This window comes from Streptomyces sp. NPDC001410, from assembly GCF_042895235.1.
GTDB lineage: Bacteria > Actinomycetota > Actinomycetes > Streptomycetales > Streptomycetaceae > Streptomyces.
The window spans coordinates 123,378-148,044 of the sequence record NZ_JBIAWE010000024.1 but is presented as its reverse complement, the minus strand read 5'-3'; the positions used below and the strand labels follow the sequence as shown (position 1 = coordinate 148,044).

14 protein-coding genes are annotated in these 24,667 nt (G+C 73.4%); 8 read left to right on the top strand and 6 right to left on the bottom strand.

Annotation, left to right across the window (positions count from 1 at the left end):
• Window positions 1–19: 19 nt before the first annotated feature.
• Window positions 20–796, bottom strand: a complete 777-nt coding sequence (locus tag ACFY3C_RS39695) for a TVP38/TMEM64 family protein (RefSeq protein ID WP_386579741.1) — start codon at window positions 794–796, stop codon at window positions 20–22.
• A gap of 78 nt (window positions 797–874) precedes the next feature.
• Window positions 875–1,339, bottom strand: a complete 465-nt coding sequence (locus ACFY3C_RS39690) for an NUDIX hydrolase (protein ID WP_390774298.1) — start codon at window positions 1,337–1,339, stop codon at window positions 875–877.
• 119 nt (window positions 1,340–1,458) lie between these two features.
• Between ACFY3C_RS39690 and ACFY3C_RS39685 the strand changes: the two genes are divergently transcribed.
• The 3 genes from ACFY3C_RS39685 to ACFY3C_RS39675 all read left to right on the top strand — a co-directional run bounded on the left by ACFY3C_RS39685 (window position 1,459) and on the right by ACFY3C_RS39675 (window position 4,593).
• Window positions 1,459–2,178, top strand: a complete 720-nt coding sequence (locus ACFY3C_RS39685; protein ID WP_390774297.1) for a DNA alkylation repair protein — start codon at window positions 1,459–1,461, stop codon at window positions 2,176–2,178.
• A 296-nt stretch (window positions 2,179–2,474) separates the two neighbouring features.
• Complete coding sequence (gene tuf / locus ACFY3C_RS39680) at window positions 2,475–3,647, top strand: elongation factor Tu (protein ID WP_390774296.1); 1,173 nt, start codon at window positions 2,475–2,477, stop codon at window positions 3,645–3,647.
• A 100-nt stretch (window positions 3,648–3,747) separates the two neighbouring features.
• The gene (locus ACFY3C_RS39675; protein ID WP_390774295.1) at window positions 3,748–4,593 is read left to right on the top strand and encodes a spermidine synthase; all 846 of its coding nucleotides are present in this window, start codon (window positions 3,748–3,750) and stop codon (window positions 4,591–4,593) included.
• On the opposite strand, the gene ACFY3C_RS39670 is transcribed toward ACFY3C_RS39675, so the two are convergent.
• The 3 genes from ACFY3C_RS39670 to ACFY3C_RS39660 form a co-directional block, all read right to left on the bottom strand.
• Window positions 4,555–5,856, bottom strand: a complete 1,302-nt coding sequence (locus ACFY3C_RS39670; protein ID WP_390774294.1) for an MFS transporter — start codon at window positions 5,854–5,856, stop codon at window positions 4,555–4,557. The two genes, ACFY3C_RS39675 and ACFY3C_RS39670, sit on opposite strands and share 39 nt — an antisense overlap.
• 76 nt (window positions 5,857–5,932) lie before the next feature.
• Entirely contained in the window at window positions 5,933–6,964 is a 1,032-nt protein-coding gene (locus tag ACFY3C_RS39665; RefSeq protein WP_390774293.1) for a hypothetical protein, read from the bottom strand.
• 66 nt (window positions 6,965–7,030) lie between these two features.
• Window positions 7,031–7,972 carry a hypothetical protein gene (locus ACFY3C_RS39660; protein WP_390774292.1) on the bottom strand — a complete coding sequence of 314 codons (942 nt, stop codon included), beginning with the start codon at window positions 7,970–7,972 and terminating at the stop codon, window positions 7,031–7,033.
• 85 nt (window positions 7,973–8,057) lie between these two features.
• Here ACFY3C_RS39660 and ACFY3C_RS39655 point away from each other — a divergent pair, with 85 nt between their 5' ends.
• Complete coding sequence (locus tag ACFY3C_RS39655; RefSeq protein ID WP_386579857.1) at window positions 8,058–8,501, top strand: DUF4442 domain-containing protein; 444 nt, start codon at window positions 8,058–8,060, stop codon at window positions 8,499–8,501.
• A gap of 74 nt (window positions 8,502–8,575) precedes the next feature.
• Here the strand turns inward: ACFY3C_RS39655 and ACFY3C_RS39650 are convergent, their stop codons facing one another.
• Window positions 8,576–9,439 (bottom strand): UTP--glucose-1-phosphate uridylyltransferase, encoded by an 864-nt coding sequence (locus ACFY3C_RS39650; protein WP_390774332.1) that lies wholly within the window; start codon window positions 9,437–9,439, stop codon window positions 8,576–8,578.
• A 485-nt stretch (window positions 9,440–9,924) separates the two neighbouring features.
• On the opposite strand from ACFY3C_RS39650, the gene ACFY3C_RS39645 reads away from it, so the two are divergent.
• The 4 genes from ACFY3C_RS39645 (at window position 9,925) to ACFY3C_RS39630 (ending at window position 24,665) form a co-directional block, all read left to right on the top strand.
• The gene (locus ACFY3C_RS39645; RefSeq protein WP_390774291.1) at window positions 9,925–11,823 is read left to right on the top strand and encodes an RICIN domain-containing protein; all 1,899 of its coding nucleotides are present in this window, start codon (window positions 9,925–9,927) and stop codon (window positions 11,821–11,823) included.
• Between the two features lie 434 nt (window positions 11,824–12,257).
• A complete protein-coding gene (locus ACFY3C_RS39640) occupies window positions 12,258–19,541 on the top strand; it encodes an SDR family NAD(P)-dependent oxidoreductase (protein WP_390774290.1) in 7,284 nt (2,427 codons plus the stop codon).
• Between the two features lies 1 nt (window position 19,542).
• Window positions 19,543–24,348 carry a beta-ketoacyl synthase N-terminal-like domain-containing protein gene (locus tag ACFY3C_RS39635; protein ID WP_390774289.1) on the top strand — a complete coding sequence of 1,602 codons (4,806 nt, stop codon included), beginning with the start codon at window positions 19,543–19,545 and terminating at the stop codon, window positions 24,346–24,348.
• A complete protein-coding gene (locus ACFY3C_RS39630) occupies window positions 24,345–24,665 on the top strand; it encodes an acyl carrier protein (RefSeq protein WP_390774288.1) in 321 nt (106 codons plus the stop codon). Before ACFY3C_RS39635 ends, ACFY3C_RS39630 begins: the two co-directional genes overlap by 4 nt.
• Window positions 24,666–24,667 lie beyond the last annotated feature (2 nt).

Sequence of the window (24,667 nt, the reverse complement as noted above, 5' to 3'; positions counted from 1 at the left end):
CCGGCTGATCAACAGCTGATCACCGGTCGCGCAGGTGGTGGCGCTTGCGCCAGGCCACCACCGTGCCCGCGAGCGCCGGTACCGCGATGGAGGCCATCGCGATCAGGAAGGCGGGCGACGTCGGCGCCGAGGCGCGGGCGCCGGCGACCGCGTAGGCGGCCGTGTTCGGGATGGAGCCGAGCGCCGTGGCCAGCAGGAACGGCAGCCAGCCCATCCGGGAGACGGCGGCGCAGTAGTTCGCCGCCCAGAACGGCACACCCGGGAAGAGCCGCGCCGCCAGCATCGAACGGAACCCGTGCCGGCTGAGCTGCCCGTCGGCCGCCTTCAGCCAGCGGCCGCGCAGCAACGGCCGCAGCGCGTCCTGCCCCAGCACCCGGCCGAGCCCGAAGGCGACCCCGGCGCCGAGCACCGTGCCGGACAGCGCCGTCGCCAGCCCGAGCTGGGAGCCGAACAGCGCGCCCGCCCCCAGGTTCAGCAGGGGGCGCGGCACGAACGCCACCGTGCACAGCCCGTACGCCACCGCGAACACGACGGCCGCCGTGGCCCCGCCCAGCTGCGGCGGCCAGCCGTGTGTCAGCAGCCGCTGCGGCTCGAACGCGAGCACGCAGGACGCGGCGCCCGCGAGCAGGGCGAGCAGCAGGGACAGCCGTGCGTACGGCGACAGCACCACGCGCGTGCAACGGGCGGCGAACCCCGAGCGAGGCAGGGGCGGGGCGGGAACGGCCGCGGGGACGGCCTGCTCCATGGCGGCCCGGGGAGAGGCCGTGGCGGTGCCAGAGCGGTTGGCATCGAGCATCCGGCGACACTAACCGACGCATACGTGTGATCGCCGTGTGGTCCGTCTCATCACCGTCCTGCTCCTTCTCGACAGGCTTCAGGTCCGCCAGGGGCCCTCCGGTACCAGCGCTTCGAGCACGGTCAGCAGCTGGGGCGGCTCCAGGCGGTCAGGGAGTGAGGCCAGGTCCGGCGCGGCGATCCAGGCGTGGGTGTCGAGGTTGATCTGTTCGTCGGGGAGCAGGCCGGTCCTCACGAGCGTCGGCTGTTCCTCGGTGAAACGGGCCAGGAAGAACTGCTCCGAGCCTGTGTGGCGCTTGCCGTTCCACCACACGTCTCGTTCGACGGGCACGGACCGGTCGGTGACCGCGGCCGGGTCCAGGCCGGTCTCCTCGGCCAGTTCGCGCCGTGCCGCCTCCAGCGCTGTCTCACCGGGGTCCATGCCGCCACCGGGCGGTTCCCACAGCCATGTTCCGTCGAACGGGTCGCGCCAGCGCAGCAGGAGTACGCGCTGGGCGGCGTCCAGGCAGATGACCCGAGCTGCGGGCCGGTGTGTCGTCTCCACCGGCTCAATCTAGCCATGCGGCCAAGGGGTGTTCGAGATCCCTGCGCCGACAGCTATCGCCCAAGGGGCTGCGCAGGTACAGGACGAGGTGACCGGGTGATCGCCGTATCGTTCGTCCCATGACCGTCACAGGTGCGGCCCCGCCGGACGTGCCGCCCAGCGCCCTCGCCGACACCGTGCTGGAGCGGCTGACCGCCACGTACGCCGCCGCGGCCGATCCCGCAAGGGCCGTGGCGATGCGGGCGTACATGAAGGACGTGGCGCCCTTCCTCGGGATCCCGACCCCGGACCGGCGCACCCTGTCCCGCACCGTCCTGGCCGGCACACCCCGGCCGGACGAGGCCGACTGCACCGCGATCGCCCTGCGCTGCTGGCTGCTGCCCGAGCGCGAGTACCACTACTTCGCCGTGGACTACCTGCGCCGCCACGCGGCCCGCTGTACCTCCGCGTTCCTGCCTGTCGCCCGGTACCTCATCACCACTGTCTCCTGGTGGGACACCGTCGATCTGCTCGCCGCGCACGTCGTCGGCGCCCTGGTCGCGGCCGACCCCGGGCTCACGGCCGACATGGACGCCTGGATCACCGACGACGACCTCTGGGTGGCGCGTACGGCCCTGCTGCACCAGCTCCGCTACAAGGAACACACCGACACCGACCGGCTGTTCGCCTACTGCCTGCTCCAGTCCGGCCACCCCGACTTCTTCGTCCGCAAGGCCATCGGCTGGTGCCTGCGCGAGTACGCCAAGACCGATGCCGAGGCCGTACGCGGCTTCCTGGCGCGCGAGCGGAGCCGGTTCGCACCGCTGACCGTGCGCGAGGCGCTGAAGAACATCTCCTGAGGGCCCTCGCTTCCACTGCCTCGGCTCGCGTACCGAGTGACGAGGGCGGCGAAAAACCATTCGACGCAGGACAAACCGTCGGCGATGATCGTCGACATGTTCCGGTACGCCTTCCTCCTCGCAGCATCCGCAGTCGCGGATGCGCCGAAGGCTGCCGTCCCGATCCTCGCGGCCGCTGTCGACGGCGCCCGAAGCTGACCCTCTCCGGATTGTCCGGCGGACCCCGCAGGGGGAGGGTCGGCCACTCCTCGGGGTCCCCGCTCTTCCGCACGCCTGAGAGGCTTCGAGGTACAGCCATGTCCAAAACGGCATACGTGCGCACCAAGCCGCACCTGAACATCGGCACGATGGGCCACGTCGACCACGGCAAGACCACCCTGACCGCCGCCATCACCAAGGTCCTGGCCGAGCGCGGCACCGGCACCTTCGTCCCGTTCGACCGCATCGACCGGGCCCCGGAGGAGGCCGCCCGCGGCATCACCATCAACATCGCGCACGTCGAGTACGAGACCGACACCCGGCACTACGCGCATGTCGACATGCCGGGCCACGCCGACTACGTCAAGAACATGGTCACCGGCGCCGCGCAGCTCGACGGAGCGATCCTCGTCGTCTCCGCGCTCGACGGGATCATGCCGCAGACCGCCGAGCACGTGCTGCTCGCACGGCAGGTGGGCGTCGACCACATCGTCGTCGCGCTCAACAAGGCCGACGCGGGCGACGAGGAGCTGACCGACCTGGTCGAGCTGGAGGTCCGCGACCTGCTCACCGCGCAGGGGTACCCGGGGGACGCCGTGCCCGTCGTACGGGTCTCCGGGCTGAAGGCGCTGGAGGGCGACCCGCGCTGGACGGCGTCGATCGAGGCGCTGCTCGACGCGGTCGACACCTACGTGCCGATGCCCGAGCGGTATCTGGACGCGCCGTTCCTGCTGCCGGTGGAGAACGTGCTCACGATCACCGGGCGGGGCACGGTCGTCACGGGCTCCGTGGAGCGGGGGACGCTCCGCCTGGGGGACCGGGTGTCGGTGCTCGGCGCCGACGTGGAGACCGTCGTCACCGGGCTGGAGACCTTCGGCAAGCCGATGGAGGAGGCGCAGGCCGGGGACAACGTGGCCGTGCTGTTGCGCGGTGTGCCGCGGGACGCCGTGCGGCGGGGGCACGTGGTGGCTGCGCCGGGGAGTGTGGTGCCCAGTCGGAGGTTCTCGGCGCGGGTGTACGTGCTGTCCGGGCGCGAGGGCGGTCGTACGACTCCGGTGTCCACGGGATACCGACCGCAGTTCTACATCCGTACGGCGGATGTGGTCGGGGACGTCGACCTCGGGGAGGTGGCGGTCGCGCGGCCCGGCGAGACGGTGGAGATGACCGTTGAGCTGGGTCGGGAGGTGCCGGTCGAGCCTGGGCTCGGGTTCGCCATCCGGGAGGGTGGCAGGACCGTCGGGGCTGGGACGGTCATCTCCGTGGCTCCGTAGGGGCTGAGGGGCGTGGGGGCTGCGCGGCACATCGATGCAGCCCCACGCCCCTCAGGCACTCACCGCACCGGTGTTCTCCGGTTCCGGAGACAATGGGTTCGTGAGTGAAGCCATACCTGTGACCCGGGCCGTCGATCACGGCACCGCCAAGCTGATGCCGGACGTCGATCGGGAGCGGGCGTGGCTGCTCACCGTCGACGGCGCCCCGCAGTCCTACGTCGATCTGGACGAGCCGACGTATCTGGAGTTCGAGTACGCGCGGCGGCTCGGGTACGTGCTGGACACCGTGGCCGAGGAAGGGCTCGGGCTGGACGTGGTGCACCTGGGCGGGGGAGCGCTCACGCTTCCCCGGTACCTCGCCGCCACCCGGCCCGGCTCCCGGCAGGACGTGGTCGAGGCCGACCGGGGGCTGTTGGAGCTGGTCGTCGAGCATCTGCCGCTTCCGGAGGGTTCGGGCGTCGCGCTGCACACCGCCGACGCCCGGGCCTGGCTCGAGGCCGCCCCGGACGACTCGGCCGACGTGCTGATCGCCGACGTGTTCGGCGGCTCACGTGTCCCGGCCCACCTCACCTCGCTCGCCTACGCCCGTGAGGCCGAGCGCGTGCTGCGACCGGGCGGGGTATATCTGGCCAACCTCGCCGACGCGGCGCCGTTCGGGTTCCTGCGTTCCCAACTGGCCAATCTCGCGGCCGTGTTCGAGGAGCTGGCGCTGATCGCCGAGCCGGGCGTGCTGCGCGGCCGGCGGTTCGGCAACGCGGTTCTCGTCGCCTCGCACCGGCCCGTCGACACGGCTGCCGTGACCCGTCTCACCGCCGCCGACGTCTTCCCGGCCCGTGTCGAACACGGTCCGGCGCTGCGGGACTTCATCGGTGCCGCGCAGCCGGTCGGCGACAGCGACGCCGTACCCTCACCCGAGCCCCCCGACGGGGCTTTCGGTATCGGCTGAGGGGATCGAGGGGGTTGCCGGCCGTGCGGTACGGCGGGTCAGGGTGCGGACGTCCGGGACCAGCAGGACCAGGGCGGTGACCAGGACGACCAGGCCCGCGCAGCCCCACAGGGCGGCCGTGCGGCCGACGGCGGACTCGGTGGGGCCGGCCAGGGCTGTGGCAAGGGGTATGAGCGAGACCGAGCCGAACCAGTCGTAGGCGGAGACCCGGGAGAGCTTGTCCTCGGGGATCTCCTGGTGCAGCGCGGTCATCCAGGAGACGCCGAACACCTCCACCGTCGTCCCCGCGACGAACATGACCACGTAGAGGACGCCCACCGGCACCGGCACGGCGAGGGCGGCCGAGGGCAGGGCCAGCGGGAAGACGCACAGGGTGCCGGCGAGGAGCAGACGGCGGGGTCGCCAGCGGGTCATCAGCAGGGCGCCGGCCACCGTGCCCGCGCCGAACGCGCCCAGCGCCAGCCCCCACGGGCCCGCCCCGCCCAGGCTGTCGCGGGCGACGAGCGGGCCGTACACCGCGTCGGCCGCGCCGACCACCGCGTTGGCGATGGAGAACTGGACGACTATGCCCCATAGCCAGGGGCGGCCGACGAACTCCCGCCAGCCCTCCCGGAGATCGGCCAGCATGCCCTCGCCGGGTGTGCGCGGCGGGATGTGGCTGACGTCGAGCAAGGAGCGCAGGGCTCCCGCGACGGCGAAGGCCGCCGCGTCGAACGCGAGGACCCAGCCGGGGCCGACCGCCGCGACCAGCGCGCCGCCCAGCGCGGCGCCGCCGAGGGCCGCTCCCTGGGTGGCCATGCGGAAGAGGGCGAACGCGCGGCCCGCCTGCTCACCCTCCACCGAGGACATCAGCATGCCCTCGGCCGCCGGGCCGAAGAACGCCTGCCCGGTGCCGCCGAGCGCGGTGAGCAGCATCATCTGCCACAGCCGGGGCTCGCCGGCCAGCACCAGGAGCGCGAAGGTCCCTTGGGAGAGGCAGTTGAGGGCGTTGGCGGCGACCATCACCCGGTGCCGGGGCAGCCGGTCCGCGAGCGCGCCGCCGATGAGCAGGAACACCACCAGCGGCAGAGTGCGGGAGGCGGCCACCAGTCCCACGTCGCCGCCGTCGCCGCCCCCGTCCAGCACGGCGAACGCGGCGGCGATGAGCGATCCGTTCGCGCCGAGGCCGGTCACGACCGCCGCGGCGGTCAGCAACGAGTAGTTGCGGCCCGCCCAGGCGGGTCTGCGGGGACTGGCTGCGGAGGAGTCGGGGGTGGAGGTCACCGGGCGACTATCGTCGCTCGCCGCCCGGCCTGCCAAACGGTTTCCCGGCCCTCCGCCGCCCGTCGGTCAGCTGCTGTCAGCCGCTGTTCGTCGGATCGCCGTGCAGCCGTACCGTGCTGAGGATCTTCATGATCGTCGCGGTGTCGACCTCGTTGTGCACGCCCTTGGCGCCGTAGAAGTCGAACGACACGATGTCGTCGGCCGAGTTCTTGAAGGCGAAGGACAGGGCCTTGCCGTCGCTCGCGCACTTGCCCTTCTGCGGGCTGCCCGCGGAGCGGGCCCAGGCGTAGGCGCCCTGGAGGCCCGACGCGGTCTTGTAGGGCGTGGCCTTCTTGTCGAAGGTGATGCTCTTCTTGTCGGGCTGGGTGTAGCCGCCGTAGACGTACCACGGCACCCGTGTGACCGCGGCGTCGGCCGGGCTCTTCGCGCCGTTCTCGCCCCGGGTGCCGGCGACGGCCAGCGAGGTGTCCTCGCTCCTGCCGTCCTTGTTGCTGTCGGTCGAGCACCACTTCGACTGGTACTCGGCCGGGCCGGACACGGAGGTGATGAGCTTGTCGTTGTCGGCGTGGTCCTCCATGAAGACGGAGGTGTCCGGGGACTCGACCTCCCAGCTCGCCGGGACCTCGAACGCCGTACCGAACTTGGGGTTGACGACGACCTTCCAGCCCGCGACGGTCGGCTTCTCGGTCTCGTTGCCGCGTGGGTCGTCGTCCGTCGGGGACGCGCTCGCCGTGGGATCCGTCTTCGGCGACTGGCTGGTCTTGCCCTTGTCCTTGCCGTTGCCGGCCTCGTCCTTCTTGGAGCCGCCGAGAACCACGAACGCGGTGACACCGGCCGCTACGACGACAGCCGTTGCCGCGACGATCGCGACCAGCTTGGTCCGGTTGCCACCGCCACCGCCACCGCTCTGCGGCGGCTGCGGGCCGCCGACGGGAGCCGGCGCTCCCCACTGCGGCTGCTGCCCATACGCGTTCGGCTGCTGACCCTGCTGCGGGTACTGCTGGTAGCCGGGCTGCTGATACGGATTCGGCTGCTGGTAACCCGGCTGCTGGTACGGGTTGTTCTGCGGGTTCTGCGCGCCCCCGGGCGGCTGCTCTCCTGGCCACATGGCCAGTAACCCTAGTGTGCCCAGGGACACGATTCGGTCACCGGCCCTTGTCAGGGACGTACCGAATCAGGACTGCGACTGCTCGTCGTACAGCCGCACGGTCCGCATGATCTTGCTGACCGTGGCGTCCGGGACCTCCTCCGAGACGCCCTTGGCGCCGAAGAACGACCACGACAGCATGGCGCCGTCCTTGTCCTTGAAGGCGAACGTGGTGGCCTTGCCGTCGGTGTCGCACTTGTGCCGCTTCACGATCCCGGACGACCGGGAGGTGGCGACGCTGCCCGTGATGCCGGACGCGGTGGTGAACGACGTGACCGGGCCGGTCGTGACCTTCTTGCGGTCCGGCTGCGTGTACCAGCCGTAGACCCAGTTCGCCGAGTCATTGCGGGCGACATCGGCGGTGTTCTTGGCGCCCTTGTTCCCGCGCGTACCCACGTTCGCCAGCGAGGAGTAGTCGGTCTTTCCGTCCTTGTCCTCGTCCGTGCCGCACCACTTGGCCTTCAGCACGGCGGGGGCCTTCATGCCGACCAGCACCTTCTCGTCGGAGTCCTCGGTGACGTAGGTGATCCAGTCCTTGGAGCGCACCTGCCAGTCGGCGGGGACGTCGAAGGCGATGCCGGTGACCGGGTTCACCACGACCTTCCAGCCGGCGACCGTCGGCTTCGGGACGTCGTCCGCCGAGCGTGGGTTGTCCGTGGGCGAGGGGCTCGTGGCGGTGGGGGAGGACGTGGTGGGGTCGGGCTGGGCCTTGTCGTCGCTCTTGCCGCCCAGCAGCAGGAACCCGGTGACACCGGCCGTGACGACCACGGCAGCCGCCGCGAGGATCGCCACCAGCTTGGTGCGCCCGCCGCCGCCCGGCTGCGGTGCCGGGGGCTGTCCCCACGGGGCGGGCTGCTGCTGCCCGGCGTACGGATTCGGCTGCTGATACGGGCCGGGCTGCTGGTAGCCGGGCTGCTGGTACGGGTTGTTCTGCTGGCCGCTTCCCGGCGGCTGTTCCCCTGGCCACATGGGCCGCAACGATACAGCGGTGATCACAGGGGTACTGGTCAGGTCTGCTACTCGTGAGTAACATGATGCCATGAGCGCAGACCAGATGTCGATCGGCGACATGCTCGCCGCCACCGTGCCGATGGCCCGGACGCTGAACCTGGAGTTCCTGGAGACTTCTCCGGAGCAGGCCGTGGTGTCCCTGCCGGACCAGGGTGACTACCACAACCACGTGGGTGGGCCGCACGCCGGTGCGATGTTCACGCTCGGGGAGTCGGCCAGCGGAGCCATCGTGCTGGCCGCGTTCGGCGACCAGCTCTCGCGCGCCGTGCCGCTCGCCGTGCGGGCCGAGATCGCCTACAAGAAGCTGGCGATGGGCGCCGTCACCGCGACCGCGAAGCTGGGCCGCCCGGCCGCCGAGGTCGTGGCCGAGCTGGACGCGGGGCAGCGGCCCGAGTTCCCGGTGACGATCGAGATCCGCCGAGCGGACGGAGCGGTCACGGGCGAGATGCAGGTCGTGTGGACGCTGCGCCCCAACAACAAGGACTGACGCGGGACTTGTAGGGCGTGCAGGGTTTGTGTATGGGGGGAGGGGTCCGGGTGGATCCCTCCCCGCGTGTTTTCTCAGGCCGCCCGGGGCCCCTTCCCGATGCCGGCCTCGCCGTCGTCCAGCCCCGCCACGAACTCCCGGAGCCAGCTCCTGAATTCGGGGCCCAGGTCCGGGCGGTCGCAGGCCAGGCGGACCACTGTGCGCAGATAGTCCGCCTTGTCGCCGGTGTCGTAGCGCAGGCCGTCGAAGACGACCCCGTGCACCGTGCCGCCCGCGGCCAGCTCCTGGAGGGCGTCCGTCAGCTGGATCTCGCCGCCGCGGCCCGGCGGGGTGCGTTCCAGGACATCGAAGACGGCGGGGTCGAGGACGTAGCGGCCGATGACCGCGTAGCGGCTCGGCGCCTTCTCGGGTGACGGCTTCTCGACCAGGCCGGTGACGCGTACGACTCCCTCCTCGCCGGTGAGTTCCACCGCCGCGCAGCCGTAGAGATGGATCTGCGCCCGATCGACCTCCATCAGCGCGACCACGGTGCCCGCGTACCGGTCGCGGACGTCCAGCATGCGGCTGAGCAGGGTTTCGCGCGGGTCGATCAGGTCGTCGCCGAGCAGGACGGCGAAGGGCTGGTTCCCGACGTGGTGGCGGGCGCACAGCACGGCGTGGCCGAGGCCGAGCGGGTCGCCCTGACGGATGTGGTGGATGTCGGCCAGCCGCGCGGGATCGCGTACGGCGTCCAGGCGCACGGTGTCGCCCTTGGCCGCCAGGGCCTGCTCCAGCTCGAAGGCGTTGTCGAAGTGGTCCTCGATGGCGCGCTTGTGCCGGCCGGTGACCATCAGGATGTCGTCGAGACCGGCCGCCGCGGCCTCCTCGACGACGTACTGAATGGCCGGCTTGTCGACGACGGGGAGCATCTCCTTCGGCGTCGCCTTCGTCGCGGGCAGGAACCGGGTGCCGAGCCCGGCGGCCGGGACGACCGCCTTGCGTACCGAGCGGGGCGAGGCGGGGGGGCGCTGTGGAGTGGGGGGCGATCATGCGGCCATGCTCGGGCACGCGGATGAGAGCGCGCCGAGAAGAACGTGGGAACCGGCTGTGGGTGTCCGCCGGCGGGGCGGGCGGGAAGTTGGAGATTTCGTGTGCCATCCGGCTTTCCGCGCGCACAAGTTGACCGTCATGCAACCGCGGCCTCGGAGAGGTGTGTTGATACCGTCGGTAACTGTTGTGCATTTCCCGGACTTTGAAACCGAGTCATTCGAACTTCTTGTTTCCTGTGAGGCTCGTGTGCGAAGGTGAGCCTTCCTGTGAGAGGGGCAAAGGCCGCAACCGAACGGCAAGGCCGGGCCCCTCAGGTATGCACCAATCAGGCACTGCTTTCCGACGGGGCGCCATTTCGGATGCCGCCCTGCGGCTGGAAAGGAAATGGTGTTCCGTGCAGTCCCCTTACCCCCCACGCCCGCCGTTCCCGCCCCGCCCCGGTTCGCTGCCGGGGGAGTCCGACCGTGATCTCGTCGCCCTTCTGGGCGGCCCGGGTGGCGGCCGCCATCACGCCGTCGCCCTGCTCCTGGCCCGGCACTGGCGGGCCACCCGCGACTACGCGATCGTCTGCCTGGCCGCCGCCGGGCCCACGGCACAACTGGTGGCCACAGCCGCCTTCCAACAGGTACTCGGCCGGCTCGCGAGCGGGGCGGTCGGCGGCGCCCTGCGCCCGCAGCTGCTGGTGGCCGTCCGTGAGACCGTCCGCACCTGGGCCGCCGACGAGGCCGCCTGTGTGGTCATGCCGGAATTGCGCAAAACCACCGGTGGCCGTGGTCTGCGCGCGACAATGCCCGGCACGCCCGAAAGGCGGCAACTCGCAGAACGCGCATTCCAGGCCCTGCCGGCCGCCTCCCAATGCCTTCTGTGGCATACCGAGGTCGAGGCGGAGCCCATAAACATACCCGCTGGTCTGTCGGGGGTGGACACGGCCACCGCCGCGACCGCCCTGGAGCAGGCCCGCGAGCAATTCCGGGCGGGCTGCGTACGCGCCCACCGTGAACTCGCACCCTCCAGGGAATGCCGCTTCCACAACCGCCTCCTGGACGTCCCCATTCGCCGCGGCGGCTCCCTGCTCCCGGATGTACAGGCGCATCTGGCGGCCTGCCGCCACTGCCGGCACGCCGCCGAACAGCTCAGCCATTTCGAGGGCGGCCTGGAAGTCCTGCTCGCCGAGACCGTGCTCGGCTGGGGCGCCCGCCGCTATCTCGACTCCCGGCCGGGCCGCGGCGCCCTGGAGGAGAAGCCGCCCACGCCGCACGCGGTGGACCCGGCGCCGGGCGGCCGACACCGCACAGTCCCGGACGGCAGACGTCGCGCGCTGCCCGAGGGCAGGCGTCGTACGGCCCTGGCGGTGGGCGTCGGTCTCACCTCGCTCGCCCTGCTGGCCATGGTGCTCGCGGTCAAGGGCTGGTCCGATGACAACGGTGTCCCGGCGCCCGGGGCCACCTGGGGTGCCCCGGTGGGCAGTTCCGCCCGCCCCGGCGCCGACAGCGAGCGGTCCTCCACGGTCTCCTCGTCCGCCGCCTCGGCCGGCGACCCGGTCGAGGTCACCCACGGCAGGCTGCGCAGCCTCGCCTCCGGGCTCTGTCTGGACGCGAGAGGGGGGAACGCCGAGGCGGGTGCGGGTGCGGGTGCCGTGCTGGCGGAGTGTTCTTCCGCCGGGTCGCAGCAGTGGTCGTACCAGGACGACGGACTGTTGCGCAGCGCCGCCGATCCCACGCTCTGCCTGGCCGCCGACCCGGGGACGCGGGGCGTCGTCGTGTCCGGCTGTGTCGTGCACGCCGGACAGGTGTCGTACGACATCACGGTCCGGGGCGAGGTCCTGCTCCGCCGGCCCGGGGGACTCGCCCTCGCCCTCGCCCCGGACTCAGGGGACTCCCCGACCCGGGTGGTGGTCGCGGCCCGCGACGGCTCGAAGGGGCAGCGGTGGGTCCTTGAGGCGGAGGCGGAGGCGAGGAAGGGGGTGGGAGCGGGTGCGCCGCCGGAGGCGCCTGACCTCGGGCGGAGCGAACCCTCGAAGGGGCCCGCCGAACAGCCGCCCGGGCGGCCGGACGAGGACGCCCCGCGTGAGGAGCGTGGGCAGGGGCAGGGGCAGGGGCAGGGGCAGGGGCAGGGGCAGGAGCGCCAGCCGGCCGGGACGGGGTACGAGACCAGGATCGCCCAGGTCGGCGCCCACGAGGATCCCGGCGCGGCGGGATCCGCCTCTCCCGCGGACCCGGTGCGCCGGCTCGTCTCCCCGGTCGCGGGCACCCTCGTCCCCGCGCCGACGGCGGTCGGCTCGCTGCTCGGCTGACATCGGAGGGCCACCCCGGACACGTGGTGGCCCTCGCCGCCGTCCTCCGGCCAACTCGCCGCCCGGCTCGGGTGCGTACCGGGATCGAGCCACCGGGCGGAAGTCATGCGGAATTTACAGAAACCGATCCCGTGTCCTGTGACGTTGCCCCCCGGTGAGTCCACGGTGAATATGCCCGGCGCTTTGACGGGCTTGTAGGGGTGTGTCGAGAGGGTCGGGAAGGCCGTACGGTCAATGGGTGGAAGAGGATTGCTCGGATTTCCGGCGCTTGCGGGGGAATTCGGCGGGCTGGCCGAATCGATGCCACTGCTCGGGAAAAGGACGCGGCGTTATTGACCCGCCAGTAAGCACCTCGCTAGGTTCCGGTGGCCTCGCACCAGAGTGTCCTGCCGCACACCCCCCACCGTGCTGTCTGGCCGATTCTTCGGAGCATCATGACCTCCCCCGTGCGCGCCCAAGACCTGATCCTGTGTCTCACCCCCTTCGGAGAACCCGACGCCGGGCCGGCCGTGGCCGCCTGCGCCGCCGGCGCGCTCGGCATCCTCGACCTCGGCGACGGCGACCGAAGATCCCGCGAGGAGTTGAACCGGCTGAGCAGAGCGGCGCCAGGGCCCTTCGGCGTACGGGTGACCGGACGCTGCGCGCTGGACCCCGGCGAACTCGGCGGTGCCCCCGACACCGTGGTCCTCGCGCGGGACGCGCCCTGGAACCTGGGCGAAGTGGCCGCGCGGTACCGGTTGTTGGCCGAGGTCACCGATCTGGCGCAGGCGCGGGAAGCGGTGCGTGCCGGGGCCCATGGGCTGATCGCGCGAGGCGCCGAGAGCGGTGGCCGGATCGGCGGGCTGAGCACCTTCGTTCTGCTCCAACAGCTGCTGGGTGAGGGCGGGTTGGAGGTTCCGGTCTGGGCCTGTGGCGGCATCGGGCCACGTACGGCCGCGGCCGCGGTGGCCGGCGGGGCGGCCGGTGTCGTCCTCGACAGCCAACTGGCCCTGCTGGCCGAGTCGCGGCTGCCGGAGGCGGTGCGGGCGGCGCTGCGCTCCCTGGACGGTTCCGAGACCGTGGTCGTCGCCGGGCACCGGGTACTGCGCCGACGCGGCCCGGACGCCCCGCCTCCGCCCCCGGACGACGCCGAGGCGGTCGCCCCCCTGCTCGGCGCGCGGGACCTGCGCCGCCAACTCCTGCCGGTGGGCCAGGACGGCTTCCTGGCCGCGCGGTTCGCCGAGCGGTGGGGGGATGTACGGCGGACCGTGCGTGAGGTGAGGGCGGCGATACGGGAGGTCGTCGGGGCGGCGGAGGCTGAGGGCGCGGATGGCCGCGGGCCGAGGCGGGCGGGTGCCGAGCCCGGGAGGTCGGCAGACGGTGGGTCGGCCATGTCGGTCGGCGGTGGCTTGACGGAGTCGGTCGGCGGTGGGTCGGCCGGGTCAGCCGGCGGTGGGTCGGCAGCGGCAGACGGTGGCTCGGCAGCGGCCGGCGGTGGGTCGGCAGCGGCAGACGGTGGCTCGGCAGCGGCCGGCGGTGGGTCGGCAGCGGCAGACGGTGGCTCGGCAGCGGTCGACGGTGGGTCAGCAGTGGCCGGCGGTGCCCCGACGGAGTCGGCCGGCAGTGGTTCGGCCGGCTCAGCCGACCATGGCTCGACAGCGCCCGACGGCGTGTCGGCACTGGCCGGCGGTGGCCCCACCGAGTCATTCGACGGCCGCCCGACCGGATCGCCCAACGCCGACTCGACCCAGCCTGTCGACCACGACCCCGCCAGTGCCCTGCGCCCCGGCTCCCCCATGAGCCGTGCCCTCGGTACCCGGCTCCCTGTCGCGCAGGGCCCCATGACGCGGGTGAGTGATCAGGCGGGCTTCGCCGCCGCCGTTGCCGCGGACGGGGCGCTGCCCTTCCTGGCGCTGGCCCTCGCCGACGGTGAGCGGACCCGGGCGATGCTGACCGAGGCGCGTGCCGTGCTGGACGGGCGGTCCTGGGGTGTGGGTGTGCTCGGCTTCGCGCCCGAGGACATCAGGAACGCCCAGCTGGAAGCCGTACGGGAACTGCGCCCCACGCACGCGATCATCGCGGGCGGACGGCCCGCCCAGGCCGAGGCGCTGGAGCGGGCCGGGATCCGCACCTACCTGCACGTGCCCTCACCGGGGCTTCTGCGGCAGTTCCTGCAGGCCGGGGCGCGCCGGTTCGTGTTCGAGGGCTCCGAGTGCGGCGGGCACGTCGGACCGCGCGCCTCCTTCCCGCTGTGGGAGGCCCAACTCGCCGTACTGGAAGACTTCCTGTGCGACGAAGCCGATGCCGGAACCGCGCGGCAGCTGGAGGTGTTCTTCGCGGGCGGGATCCACGACGAGCGGTCCGCCGCGATGACCGCCGCCCTGGCCGCACCCCTCACCGCCCGGGGCGCCGCCGTCGGCGTCCTCATGGGCACCGCCTACCTGTTCACCGAGGAGGCCGTGGCGCACGGCGCGATCCAGCCGCTCTTCCAACGGCAGGTGCTGACCGCCACCACGACCGCCCTGCTGGAGACCGCACCCGGCCACGCCACCCGCTGCGTCCCCAGCCCCTTCACCACGGACTACCGCGCTCGCGAGGCCAAGCTACGCGCGTCCGGTCGGCCCGACCGGGAGGTGTGGGAGGCGCTGGAGCGGCTCAACGTAGGGCGGTTACGCATCGCGAGCAAGGGCGTCGAGCGCTCGGACCAGGGCGAGTTGACTCGTGTCGAAGAGGAACGGCAGCTCAGCGACGGGATGTTCATGGCCGGCGAGGTCGCCGTCCTGCGCTCGGCGACCACCACCCTCGCGGAGCTGCATCACGCCGTCACCGACGGCGCCGCCGACCTCCTCGCCGCCCGCGCCCCCCGCCCCGCCCGTTCGCGAGCCTGCGAACCCGCGCCCCCCGCCCCGCTCGACGTCGCCGTCGTCGGCATGGCCTGCATGTTCCCTGAGGCCCCCGACCTGGCCACCTTCTGGGCCAACATCGTCGCCGGACACGACGCCGTCACCGAGGTCCCGGCCGACCGGTGGGACCCGGCCGTGCACCACGAGGCCGGCAGCACGGCGTCCAAGTGGGGCGGCTTCCTGCCCCGCATCCCCTTCGACCCGCTGGGCTACGGCATCCCGCCCGCCTCCCTCGGCAGCATCGAGCCGGTCCAACTGCTGTCCCTGGAGGCCGCCCGCAGGGCCCTGGACGACGCCGGATACGGCCACGGGGGTCGGACGTTCGACCGCTCGCGCACCTCCGTCGTCTTCGGCGCGGAGGCGGGCAGCGACCTGTCCAGTGCGGCCACCCTGCGCGCCGTCCTCCCGTCGTACTACGGCAAGGTCCCGGACGGTCTGGAGGATCAGCTGCCCCGGCTGACCGAGGACTCCTTCCCCGGCATGCTCGCCAACGTCATCTCCGGCCGCATAGCGAACCGGCTGGACCTCGGCGGCGCCAACTACACCGTCGACGCGGCCTGCGCCTCCTCCCTCGCAGCGCTCGACGTGGCCTGCAAGGAACTCGTCTCCGGCGGCAGCGACGTCGTGCTGTGCGGCGGGGCCGACCTGCACAACGGCATCAACGACTTCGTCCTGTTCTCCTCGGTGCACGCCCTCTCGCCGACCGGCCGCTCCCGCGCCTTCGACGGCTCCGCCGATGGCATCGCCCTCGGCGAGGGCGTGGCATGCGTGGTCCTCAAGCGGCTGGCGGACGCCGAGCGCGACGGCGACCGTGTCTACGGTGTGATCAAGGGCCTCGGCTCAGCCAGCGACGGCCGCTCCCTCGGCCTGACCGCACCCCGCCCCGAAGGGCAGCGGGCCGCGCTGCTGCGCGCCTACCGCAACGCCGGCGTCTCGCCCGCCGAGGTCGGCCTGGTCGAGGCGCACGGCACCGGCACGGTCGTTGGTGACCGCACCGAACTCACCGTACTCGGCGAGGTGTTCGCCGAGGCCGGCGCCGAAACCGGTACCTGCGCGCTCGGCTCGGTCAAGTCGCAGATCGGGCACACCAAGTGCGCCGCCGGACTCGCGGGCCTGATCAAGACCACCCTCGCCCTCTACACCGGCGTCAAGCCGCCCACCCTCCACCTGGACCGGCCCAACCCGGCCTGGTCGGAGGAGGAGAGCCCCTTCGCCTTCCACACCCGCGCCCAGCCCTGGGCGGCCCCGGCGGCGGAACGGCTCGCCGGAGTCAGCGCGTTCGGCTTCGGCGGAACCAACTTCCATGTGGTGGTGGGGGCTTACGATGGCGCCCTAGCGCCGCAGCAGACCCTGGACGCCTGGCCCGCCGAGCTGTTCCTGTTCCGCGGGAAGAACGCGGCGGCGGCCCACCGGGACGTCGAGGAGATCCTGCGGGCCGCCAAGTCCGACGGCCGCCCCTGGCGCCTGCGCGACCTCGCCCTCGCCGCCGCCCGGCGCGCCGACACCTCCCACGAACCCGTGCGGGCAGCGGTCGTGGCCCGCGATGTCGACGACCTGATCGGGCAGTTGAGACGCGTCCTCGCCGCGGAGCACGGTCCGGCGGCCGGCAGCCCCGTCGAGGCCGAGGGCGAGGGCGAGGCCAAGGTCGCCTTCCTCTTCCCCGGTCAGGGCAGCCAGCGGCCCGGCATGCTCGCCGACCTGCTGGTCGCCCTGCCCGAGCTGCGCCACTACCTGCACCTCGGCCGCGCCCACGCCGACGCCCTGTACCCGCCCGCCGCCTTCGACGAGGCCGCCCGCGAGCGCCGCCGGGCCGATCTCACCGACACCCGGGCGGCGCAGCCCGCGCTCGGCATCACCGGCCTCGCCGCCCACGCCTTCCTCACCGCGGCTGGTGTCCAGCCGGACCTCGCGGCCGGACACAGCTACGGTGAACTGGTCGCGCTGAGCGCCGCCGGAGCCCTCGACCCGGAGACCCTGCTGGAGCTGAGCACCGAGCGTGCGAGCGCGATCCTGGCGGCCGCGGGCGACGAACCCGGCACCATGGCCGCCGTCGGAGCCGGTGCCGAGGACGTCGCACGCGCACTGCGCGCCGCCGGGGCGCCCGAGTCGGTCGTCGTCGCCAATCACAACTCGCCCGATCAGTCGGTGATCTCGGGCCCCACGGCCGAAGTCGAGGCCGCCGTGGGCCTGTTGCGCGAGGCGGGCCTCGGGGTACGTCCCATCCCGGTCGCCTGTGCCTTCCACAGTCCGGTGGTGGCCGCCGCCGGGGAGCGGTTCGCCAAGGTGCTCGCGGACAAGGCCGTACGAGCCCCGGAGTTCCCCGTCTGGGCCAACCGCACCGCAGCCCCGTACCCGCACGACGCCGACGCCGTACGCGGCGAACTCGCCGCACAGATCGGCGCGCCGGTCGCCTTCGCCGCCCAGATCGAGGCGATGTACGAGGCGGGAGCGCGGATCTTCGTGGAGGCGGGCCCCGGCACGGTCCTCACCCGACTCGTCGGCCGGATCCTCGGCGACCGTCCGCATCGCACCGTCGCCTGCGAGCCCCGCGCCGACAGCGGCCTGCCCGGCTGGCTCGACGCCCTCGCCCAACTGGCCCTCGCGGGGCTGCCGGTGCGCACCGCCTGGCTCTTCCGGGGCCGCGACGCCGTCGATGCGCTCCGGACGCCGGCGCCGCGGCGGCCCGGCTGGACGGTCGACGGACACCTCGTCCGCACCGCCGACGGAGCACTCCTCCCCGGTGCCCTCGCACCGGCCCGACGAGTCGTGGAGACGACTGTGACGACGAACCCGCAGTACGGTGCCCCGGCCGGCCAGGACGCGCTGATCTCCGAATTCCTGCGCACCAGCCGGGAGATGATCGCCGCCCAGCGCGATGTGCTGCTCACCTACTTCGGCGCCACGCCCGGAGCGACCCCGCAGGCACCCGCCGCCCCCGCACCGATACCGCAGGCAGTGCTCCCAGAACCAGCCCAACTTCCCGCTGCCGCAGTGCCGTTGCCCGAAGCCGCCGAACCCGCCGAGCCCGAGCGTGACGTCGAGCGCGTGGTCCTGGAGATCATCAGCGAGCGCACCGGTTACCCCGTCGACATGATCGAGCCCGATCTCGACCTGGAGGCGGATCTGAGCATCGACTCGATCAAGCGGGCCGAGATAGCGGGCGAACTCGCCAGACGCCTGGGGATCGCGGGCGGAGCGGAGATCCTGGACGACGCGGAGCTGGAGGAGCTGGCCAAGGCGCGTACGGCGGCGTCGGTGACGGCCTGGCTGATGGCGCGGGTCGGCGGGGGCGCCGGGGTTGATCTGGAGCCCACCGCAGCGGTCGACCAGGGACCGGCGGCCCCGCAGGAGCAGACGGCCCTCGGCGAAGCACCGAAGCGCTGCGAGCTGCGCCCGGTGTCTCTTCCGCACCCCGCGGCCGACCCCGCCGCCACCCTCTCAGGCACCCGGTTCGTGCTCCTCGGCGACGGCGGGGGAGCGGCGGCCGAGGTCGCGGCACGGCTCCGGGCGCACGGCGCCGACACGGTGACCGTCGACCAGGCCCACCTCCTCGGCGAGGCCGACGGCAGGGTCGACGGCGTCCTGTACCTGGGCGCGCTCCCCGGCCCTGAGCTTCCGGTGCTGCCCGAGGCCTTCCCCGTGCTGCAGGCGGCCCTGGCCCGCGCACCGCGCAGCCTGCTGGCCGTGCAGCCGGCCGACGGCGAGGCGGCGACCCGGTCGGCCGGTCTCCACGGCCTCTTCCGCACCGTCGCCCGGGAGTACCCCGACACCCTCGCCCGGATCGTCACCGTCCCCGACACAGCACCCGCGGCCGTCGCCGACGCCCTGCTCGCCGAGATGCTCGCGCCGGAGCCGGCCCCCGTCGTCCTGCGTACGGCCACCGGGCAGCGGCACGGCCTCGAACTGATGCCCGCGCCCCTGGGCCCGCTCGGCAGCACCGGCGCGGGACCCGCCGGGGACGGCGCTGCTGAGGCCGCCGCGCTCGGCCTGGACCGGGACTCCGTGGTGCTGATGGTCGGCGGGGCCCGGGGCATCACGGCGAGGTTCGCCGTCGCGCTGGCCGCAGCGAGCCGCTGTCGGGTCGAGCTGGTCGGCCGCACGCCCGCGCCCACCGCGCCCGAGACCCCGGAGATCGCCGCCGCCCGCACCGCCGTCGAACTGCGCGCCGCTCTCGCCGCGAACGGCTCGCTCAGACCGGCGGAGGTCAACCGGGCGGCCGAACTCGTCCTCGCCCAGCGGGAGATCGCCGCCACCCTCGCGGAACTCGCCGCGCTCGGCAGCGAGGCCCGCTACCGCTCGGTCGACTTCCGCGAGCGGGACGCCGCGCTGCAGGCCGTCAAGGAGATCCACGCCGAGCACGGCCGGCTCGACGGAGTCGTCTTCGCCGCCGGGGTGATCGAGGACCGGCTGATCGCCGAGAAGAGCCCCGACTCCTTCCGGCGCGTGTACGGCACGAAGACGGCCGGGGCCGCCGCCCTGCTCAGCGCACTGGAGGACCTGCCGGGCGGACCGGGGTTCACGGTGCTGTTCGGCAGCATCGCCGCCGTCCTCGGCAACCGCGGCCAGGCCGACTACGCCGCCGCCAACGACGCCCTGGAACGCCTCGGCGCCGACTGGGCCGAGCGCACCGGCCATCGCGCACTCACCGTCCACTGGGGTCCCTGGGCGCCCTCCGGCATCCACAGCGGCATGGTCGGTGAGGAACTGGGCCGTGAGTACGCCCGCCGCGGGGTGCGGCTGATCGACCCCGACGAGGGCACCGCGGCCCTGCTCCGGGAACTCGCCTGGGGCGACCGCCCGGCCCGCGCCGTCGTCTACACCGCCTCGGGCTGGTGAGATGACGGAGCCTCAGACTCCCGTCGCCATGGTCGGGATGGCGGTGCTGCTGCCCGGTGCCGCAGGGCTCGACGCCTACTGGCGCAACCTGCGCGACGGCGTGGACGCCATCGGCGACGTTCCCGAGGGCCGCTGGGACGCCGGCTACTACCGCCCCGGCTCGGCCGCGGAACCCGCCGTCGCCGACCGGATCTACTGCCGGCGCGGCGGATTCGTGGACGGACTGGCCGAGGTGGAGGTGACCCGGTACGGCCTCATGCCCGCCTCCGTACCGGGCACCGAGCCCGACCAGCTGATCGCCCTCGACGTGGCCGCCGCCGCGCTCGCCGACGCGGGCGGCACGGACCGGCTGCCGGAGCGGGACCGGATCGGCGTGGCCCTGGGGCGCGGCGGCTACCTCACCCCGGGCCTGGTCCGGCTCGACCAGCGCGTGCGTACCGCCGGGCAACTCGTCCGCACACTGGGCGAGTTACTGCCCGACCTGTCGTCCGCCCAGCTGGACCGGGTGCGGCAGGCGTTCACCGAACGACTCGGCCCGGACAGCCCCGAGTCCGCGATCGGCCTGGTCCCCAACCTCGCCGCCTCCCGCATCGCCAACCGGCTCGACCTGCGCGGCCCCGCCTACACCGTCGACGCGGCCTGCGCCTCCTCGCTGGTCGCCGTCGACCAGGCGGTCACCGAACTCACCACCGGCCGCTGCGACATGATGCTGGCCGGGGGAGTGCACCACTGCCACGACATCACCCTCTGGAGCGTCTTCTCCCAGCTCCGCGCCCTGTCCCCGAGCCAGCGCATCCGCCCTTTCCACCGCGAGGCCGACGGCATCCTCATCGGCGAGGGCACCGGCGTCGTCGTACTCAAACGGCTCGCGGACGCCGAACGTGACGGTGACCGCGTGTACGCGGTGATCCGCGGGACGGGCGTGGCCAGCGACGGCCGTACCGCCGGGCTCGTCACGCCCGACCCCGGCGGCCAGACCCGAGCCGTGCGCCAGGCCTGGCACGCGGCCGGACTCGACCCCGCCGCACCCCACTCCGTCGGCCTGCTGGAGGCGCACGGCACCGCCACCCCCGCCGGTGACGCCGCCGAACTCGCCACACTGGCCGAGGTGTTCGGGCCGGGCGCGGCCCATGGCGACGAGCGGCCCGTGCTCGGCTCGGTGAAGTCGATGATCGGCCACACCATGCCGGCCGCCGGTGTGGCCGGCCTGGTCAAGGCCGCCCTCGCCCTGCACCACGGCACCCTGCTGCCCACCCTCCACTGCGACGACCCCCACCCCGCCCTCGCGGCCACCCGCTTCCGCACCCTGGAGCGGGCACGCCCCTGGGAGACCGGCCCGGAACAACCGGTCCGGCGGGCTGCCGTGAACGCCTTCGGGTTCGGCGGGATCAACGCCCACGTGGTGCTGGAGGAGGCGCCGGGCGGGCGAGCGAGGTCCCGGCACGCCCTGACCTCGGTCTCCGAGCCGGAGCGCGTTCTGCTGCTCGCCGCCGACACCCCGGACGACCTCGCCGCCCTCCTGGCCGCCGACGATCCGGCAGTCCTCGCCTCCGGCCTCGACCCCGCGCGGCCGCACCCCGACGCCGGCCCCGTACGCCTCGGCATCGTCGACCCCACCGCCAAACGGCTGGCCCTGGCCCGTCGCGTGGTCGGCAAGGGCCGCGCCTGGCAGGGCCGCAGCGACGTCTGGTTCCGGCCCGCCCCGCTGCTCGGGCCCGGCAAGCTGGCCTTCGTCTTCCCCGGCCTCGAAGGCGACTTCGCGCCCCGCGCCGACGACGTCGCAGCCCACTTCGGCCTGCCCCCGCTCGCGGCCACCGGCACGGACGTACGCGTCGACGACGTCGGACGGCACGGTTTCGGGGTCGTGGGCGTGGGCCGGCTCCTGGACACCGCGCTGCGCCGCATGGGGGTCGTACCGGACGCGGTCTCCGGGCACAGCGTCGGCGAATGGACGGCCATGGCGGCGGCCGGACTGTACTCGAACGCCCAAGTGGACGCCTTCATGGCCGGGTTCGACCCGGACACGGTGACCGTGCCGGGGCTGGCCTTCGCCGCCGTGGGAGCCTCGGCGGACCGCGTCCGGACGGCTCTCGCCCAGGCCTGGTCCGGCTCCGGGATCGTGCTCTCCCACGACAACGCGCCCCGCCAGTCGATGGTCTGCGGTCCGGACGCGGCGGTCCAGGAGTTCGTACGGTCCTTCCGCGCCCAGGGCGTCCTGTGCCAGGTGCTGCCGTTCCGCTCCGGCTTCCACACGCCGATGCTCGAACCGTATCTCGCCCCCATCAAGGAGGCCGCCGACCGCTTCCGGCTCCATCCGCCGACCGTACCGGTCTGGTCCGGGACCACCGCTGAACCCTTCCCGCAGGACGAGGCGGCGGTGCGTGAGCTGTTCGTACGACACCTGCTGGAGCCCGTCCGCTTCCGCGAGCTGATCGAGTCCCTGTACGCGGCAGGCCACCGCACCTTCGTGCAGACCGGCCCCGGCCAACTGGCCTCCCTCATCGACGACACCCTCGCCGACCGTGATCACCTGGCCGTCGCCGCCAACTCCCCGCACCGCTCCGGAATGACCCAACTGCGATGCGTGGCAACTGCGTTGTGGACGGCAGGGGCCCGGGTGGCTCCCGCGCTGCCGCCTGCTCCGCCACCCGGGGCGGCGGGCCGCGTCGAAGCGCCCGAGCAGGCGCCCCGCGCGCAGGCATCCGTGACCGCACTCCGCACCCACGCGTCCGCGACGGCACCCGCGCGCCCCGCCGTCCGCCTCGATCTGGACGGTGCCCTGGTGTCCCTGGCCGGGCCGGACCTGGACGTGCTGCGGTCGCAGCTGCGGCCGAGCCGACAGGCAGCGCACCCCTCGCAGCCGCCCCGCCCCGGCACGCCCTCCCTCGACGACCTCGCCACCCACTTCCCGGCCGCCGCCGAGCTGACCGCCCTGCTGCGGGACACCGCGGACACCGCGGCGGGGCTGATCGCGGCGCATGGCCACCGAAGCGGCCGAAGCGACCGAAGCGACGGCGGACCGGGACCACTCACGGCCCACGCCCACGCCACCGCCGCCGCAACGCCCCCCGCTTCCGCGTCCCGCACCGTCGCCCCGGCCCCGGCCCCGGCCCCGGCCCCGGCCCCGGCAGGCCCGGCCGGCACACCCCATACCCCCGTGCCCACCCCGGCCCCCGTCACCACCACCGTCCACGTCTCCCCCCACTCCATGCCCCACCTCCTCGACCACTGCTTCTTCCCCCAGCGCCCCAACTGGCCGGATGCGGAGGACCGTTGGCCGGTGGTCCCCGCCACCACGATCGTCCGGCACATGATGGACGTGGCGCAGGACGCGGCTCCCGGCCTGCGCGCCGTCGCCGTGCACGGTGCCCGCTTCGACCGTTGGCTCACCGCCACACCCCCCGTCGACGTGCCCGTCACCGTCACCCCCGACCCCGGCCACCCGGACCGGGTCGCCGTCGCCTTCGGCCCCACGGCCCGTGCCGTGGTCGAACTCGCCCCGCACCACCCCGCACCGCCCCCGCCGAGCCCACGCCCGGACGTCCCCGAACGCCTCCCCGAGCACACCGCCGCGCAGATCTACCGCGACCGCTGGATGTTCCACGGCCCGGCCTTCCAGGGCCTCACCGAACTGACCGCGGTCGGCGCGCGGCACATCCGCGGAGTGATCACGGCGCCCGCAGCGCCCGGCGCCCTGCTCGACAACGTCGGCCAGCTGCTGGGCTACTGGATCATGGCGACGCGCACCGAGCGGACCGTCGTGTTCCCGGTGCAGATGCGCGAGATGCGCTTCCACGGGCCCCAGCCTGTCCCCGGGACGAAGGTCGACTGCCTGCTGCGGATCACCTCGCTCACCGACACCCTCCTGGAGGCGGACGCGGAACTGACCATCGACGGGCAGGTGTGGGCCGTGCTCAGCGGCTGGCAGGACCGCCGCTTCGACAACGACCCGCAGACCCGCCCCGTGGAACGCTTCCCCGAGCGCCACACCCTCTCCGAGGCCCGGCCCGGCGGCTGGGCGCTCGTGCACGAGCGGTGGCCCGACCTCGCCTCACGCGAGCTGATCATGCGCAACTCGCTCGGCGGTGCGGAGCGCGCGGAGTACGCCGAGCGCCCGCCGCGCGGCCGCAGACAGTGGCTGCTGGGCCGGATCGCGGTCAAGGACGCCGTACGGCAGTGGCTGTGGCAGCACGGCGAAGGGCCCGTCTTCCCGGCGGAGATCCGCGTGCACAACGACGAACTCGGCCGACCGTACGTCACCGGCGTGCACGGCCGCACCCTGCCCCCGCTGGACGTCTCGCTCGCCCACCGGGCCGAGGCGGGCGTGGCGATCGTACGGCCGCACACCCCGCAGCCCGGCCCCGGCATCGACATCGAGGAGGTCACCGCGCGCGACCCCGCGACGCTCGCCACCGCCCTCGGCGCGGACGAACTGCGGCTCCTGCGCAGGCTCTGCGCGGCCGGCTCCGACGGCGAGGACCTGTGGTTCACCCGCTTCTGGGCCGCCAAGGAGGCCGTGGCGAAGGCCGAGGGGGTCGGATTCGGGGGCCGCCCCAGGGACTTCGCCGTGCGCGGGGCCGCCCCGGACGGCAGCCGGCTGGAGGTCTCCGGGCGGCTGGAGCGCGCCTACACCGTGCACTGCGCACCGGCGGGCAATCCGCCCGCCCTGCCCCGACGCGCCTACGTGGTGGCCTGGACGACGGGACCCGAGTCCGGTGCCGGACAAGGTGACGGACCGGGCGATGGACCGGGCGATGGATCAGGCGTTGGACAAGCAGACGAAGCAGCCGAGGAGTACCCGCGATGAACCCCATCCAGCCGGTGCCGGCGCAGCCCACCACCGACACCGTGCTCGCCGACATCACCGGCATGCTCCGCACCCTCCTCGCGGAGTACGGCGAGGACGACGTGGTGATCGGCATGTCCACCACCTTCAACCGTGACCTGGAACTGGAGAGCATCGACCTCGTCACCCTGGCGGGACTGCTGGAGGAGCGGTACGGCCGGCGGGTCAACCTCGCCGAGTTCCTGGCCGGCATGGAGTTCGACGAGATCATCGAGCTGACCGTGGGCCGGCTCGTCGAGTACGTGGTGTGGAGCCTGAAGACCACGGAGGCGGGCTGACC

What these genes read in the sequence shown, in the direction of transcription:
- tuf (WP_390774296.1), top strand. Translation starts at nt 2,475, where the DNA reads ATGTCCAAAACGGCATACGTGCGCACCAAGCCGCACCTGAACATCGGC.
- ACFY3C_RS39640 (WP_390774290.1), top strand. Translation starts at nt 12,258, where the DNA reads ATGACCTCCCCCGTGCGCGCCCAAGACCTGATCCTGTGTCTCACCCCC.
- ACFY3C_RS39655 (WP_386579857.1), top strand. Translation starts at nt 8,058, where the DNA reads ATGTCGATCGGCGACATGCTCGCCGCCACCGTGCCGATGGCCCGGACG.
- ACFY3C_RS39665 (WP_390774293.1), bottom strand. Translation starts at nt 6,964, where the DNA reads ATGTGGCCAGGAGAGCAGCCGCCCGGGGGCGCGCAGAACCCGCAGAAC.
- ACFY3C_RS39660 (WP_390774292.1), bottom strand. Translation starts at nt 7,972, where the DNA reads ATGTGGCCAGGGGAACAGCCGCCGGGAAGCGGCCAGCAGAACAACCCG.
- ACFY3C_RS39635 (WP_390774289.1), top strand. Translation starts at nt 19,543, where the DNA reads ATGACGGAGCCTCAGACTCCCGTCGCCATGGTCGGGATGGCGGTGCTG.
- ACFY3C_RS39630 (WP_390774288.1), top strand. Translation starts at nt 24,345, where the DNA reads ATGAACCCCATCCAGCCGGTGCCGGCGCAGCCCACCACCGACACCGTG.
- ACFY3C_RS39695 (WP_386579741.1), bottom strand. Translation starts at nt 796, where the DNA reads ATGCTCGATGCCAACCGCTCTGGCACCGCCACGGCCTCTCCCCGGGCC.
- ACFY3C_RS39685 (WP_390774297.1), top strand. Translation starts at nt 1,459, where the DNA reads ATGACCGTCACAGGTGCGGCCCCGCCGGACGTGCCGCCCAGCGCCCTC.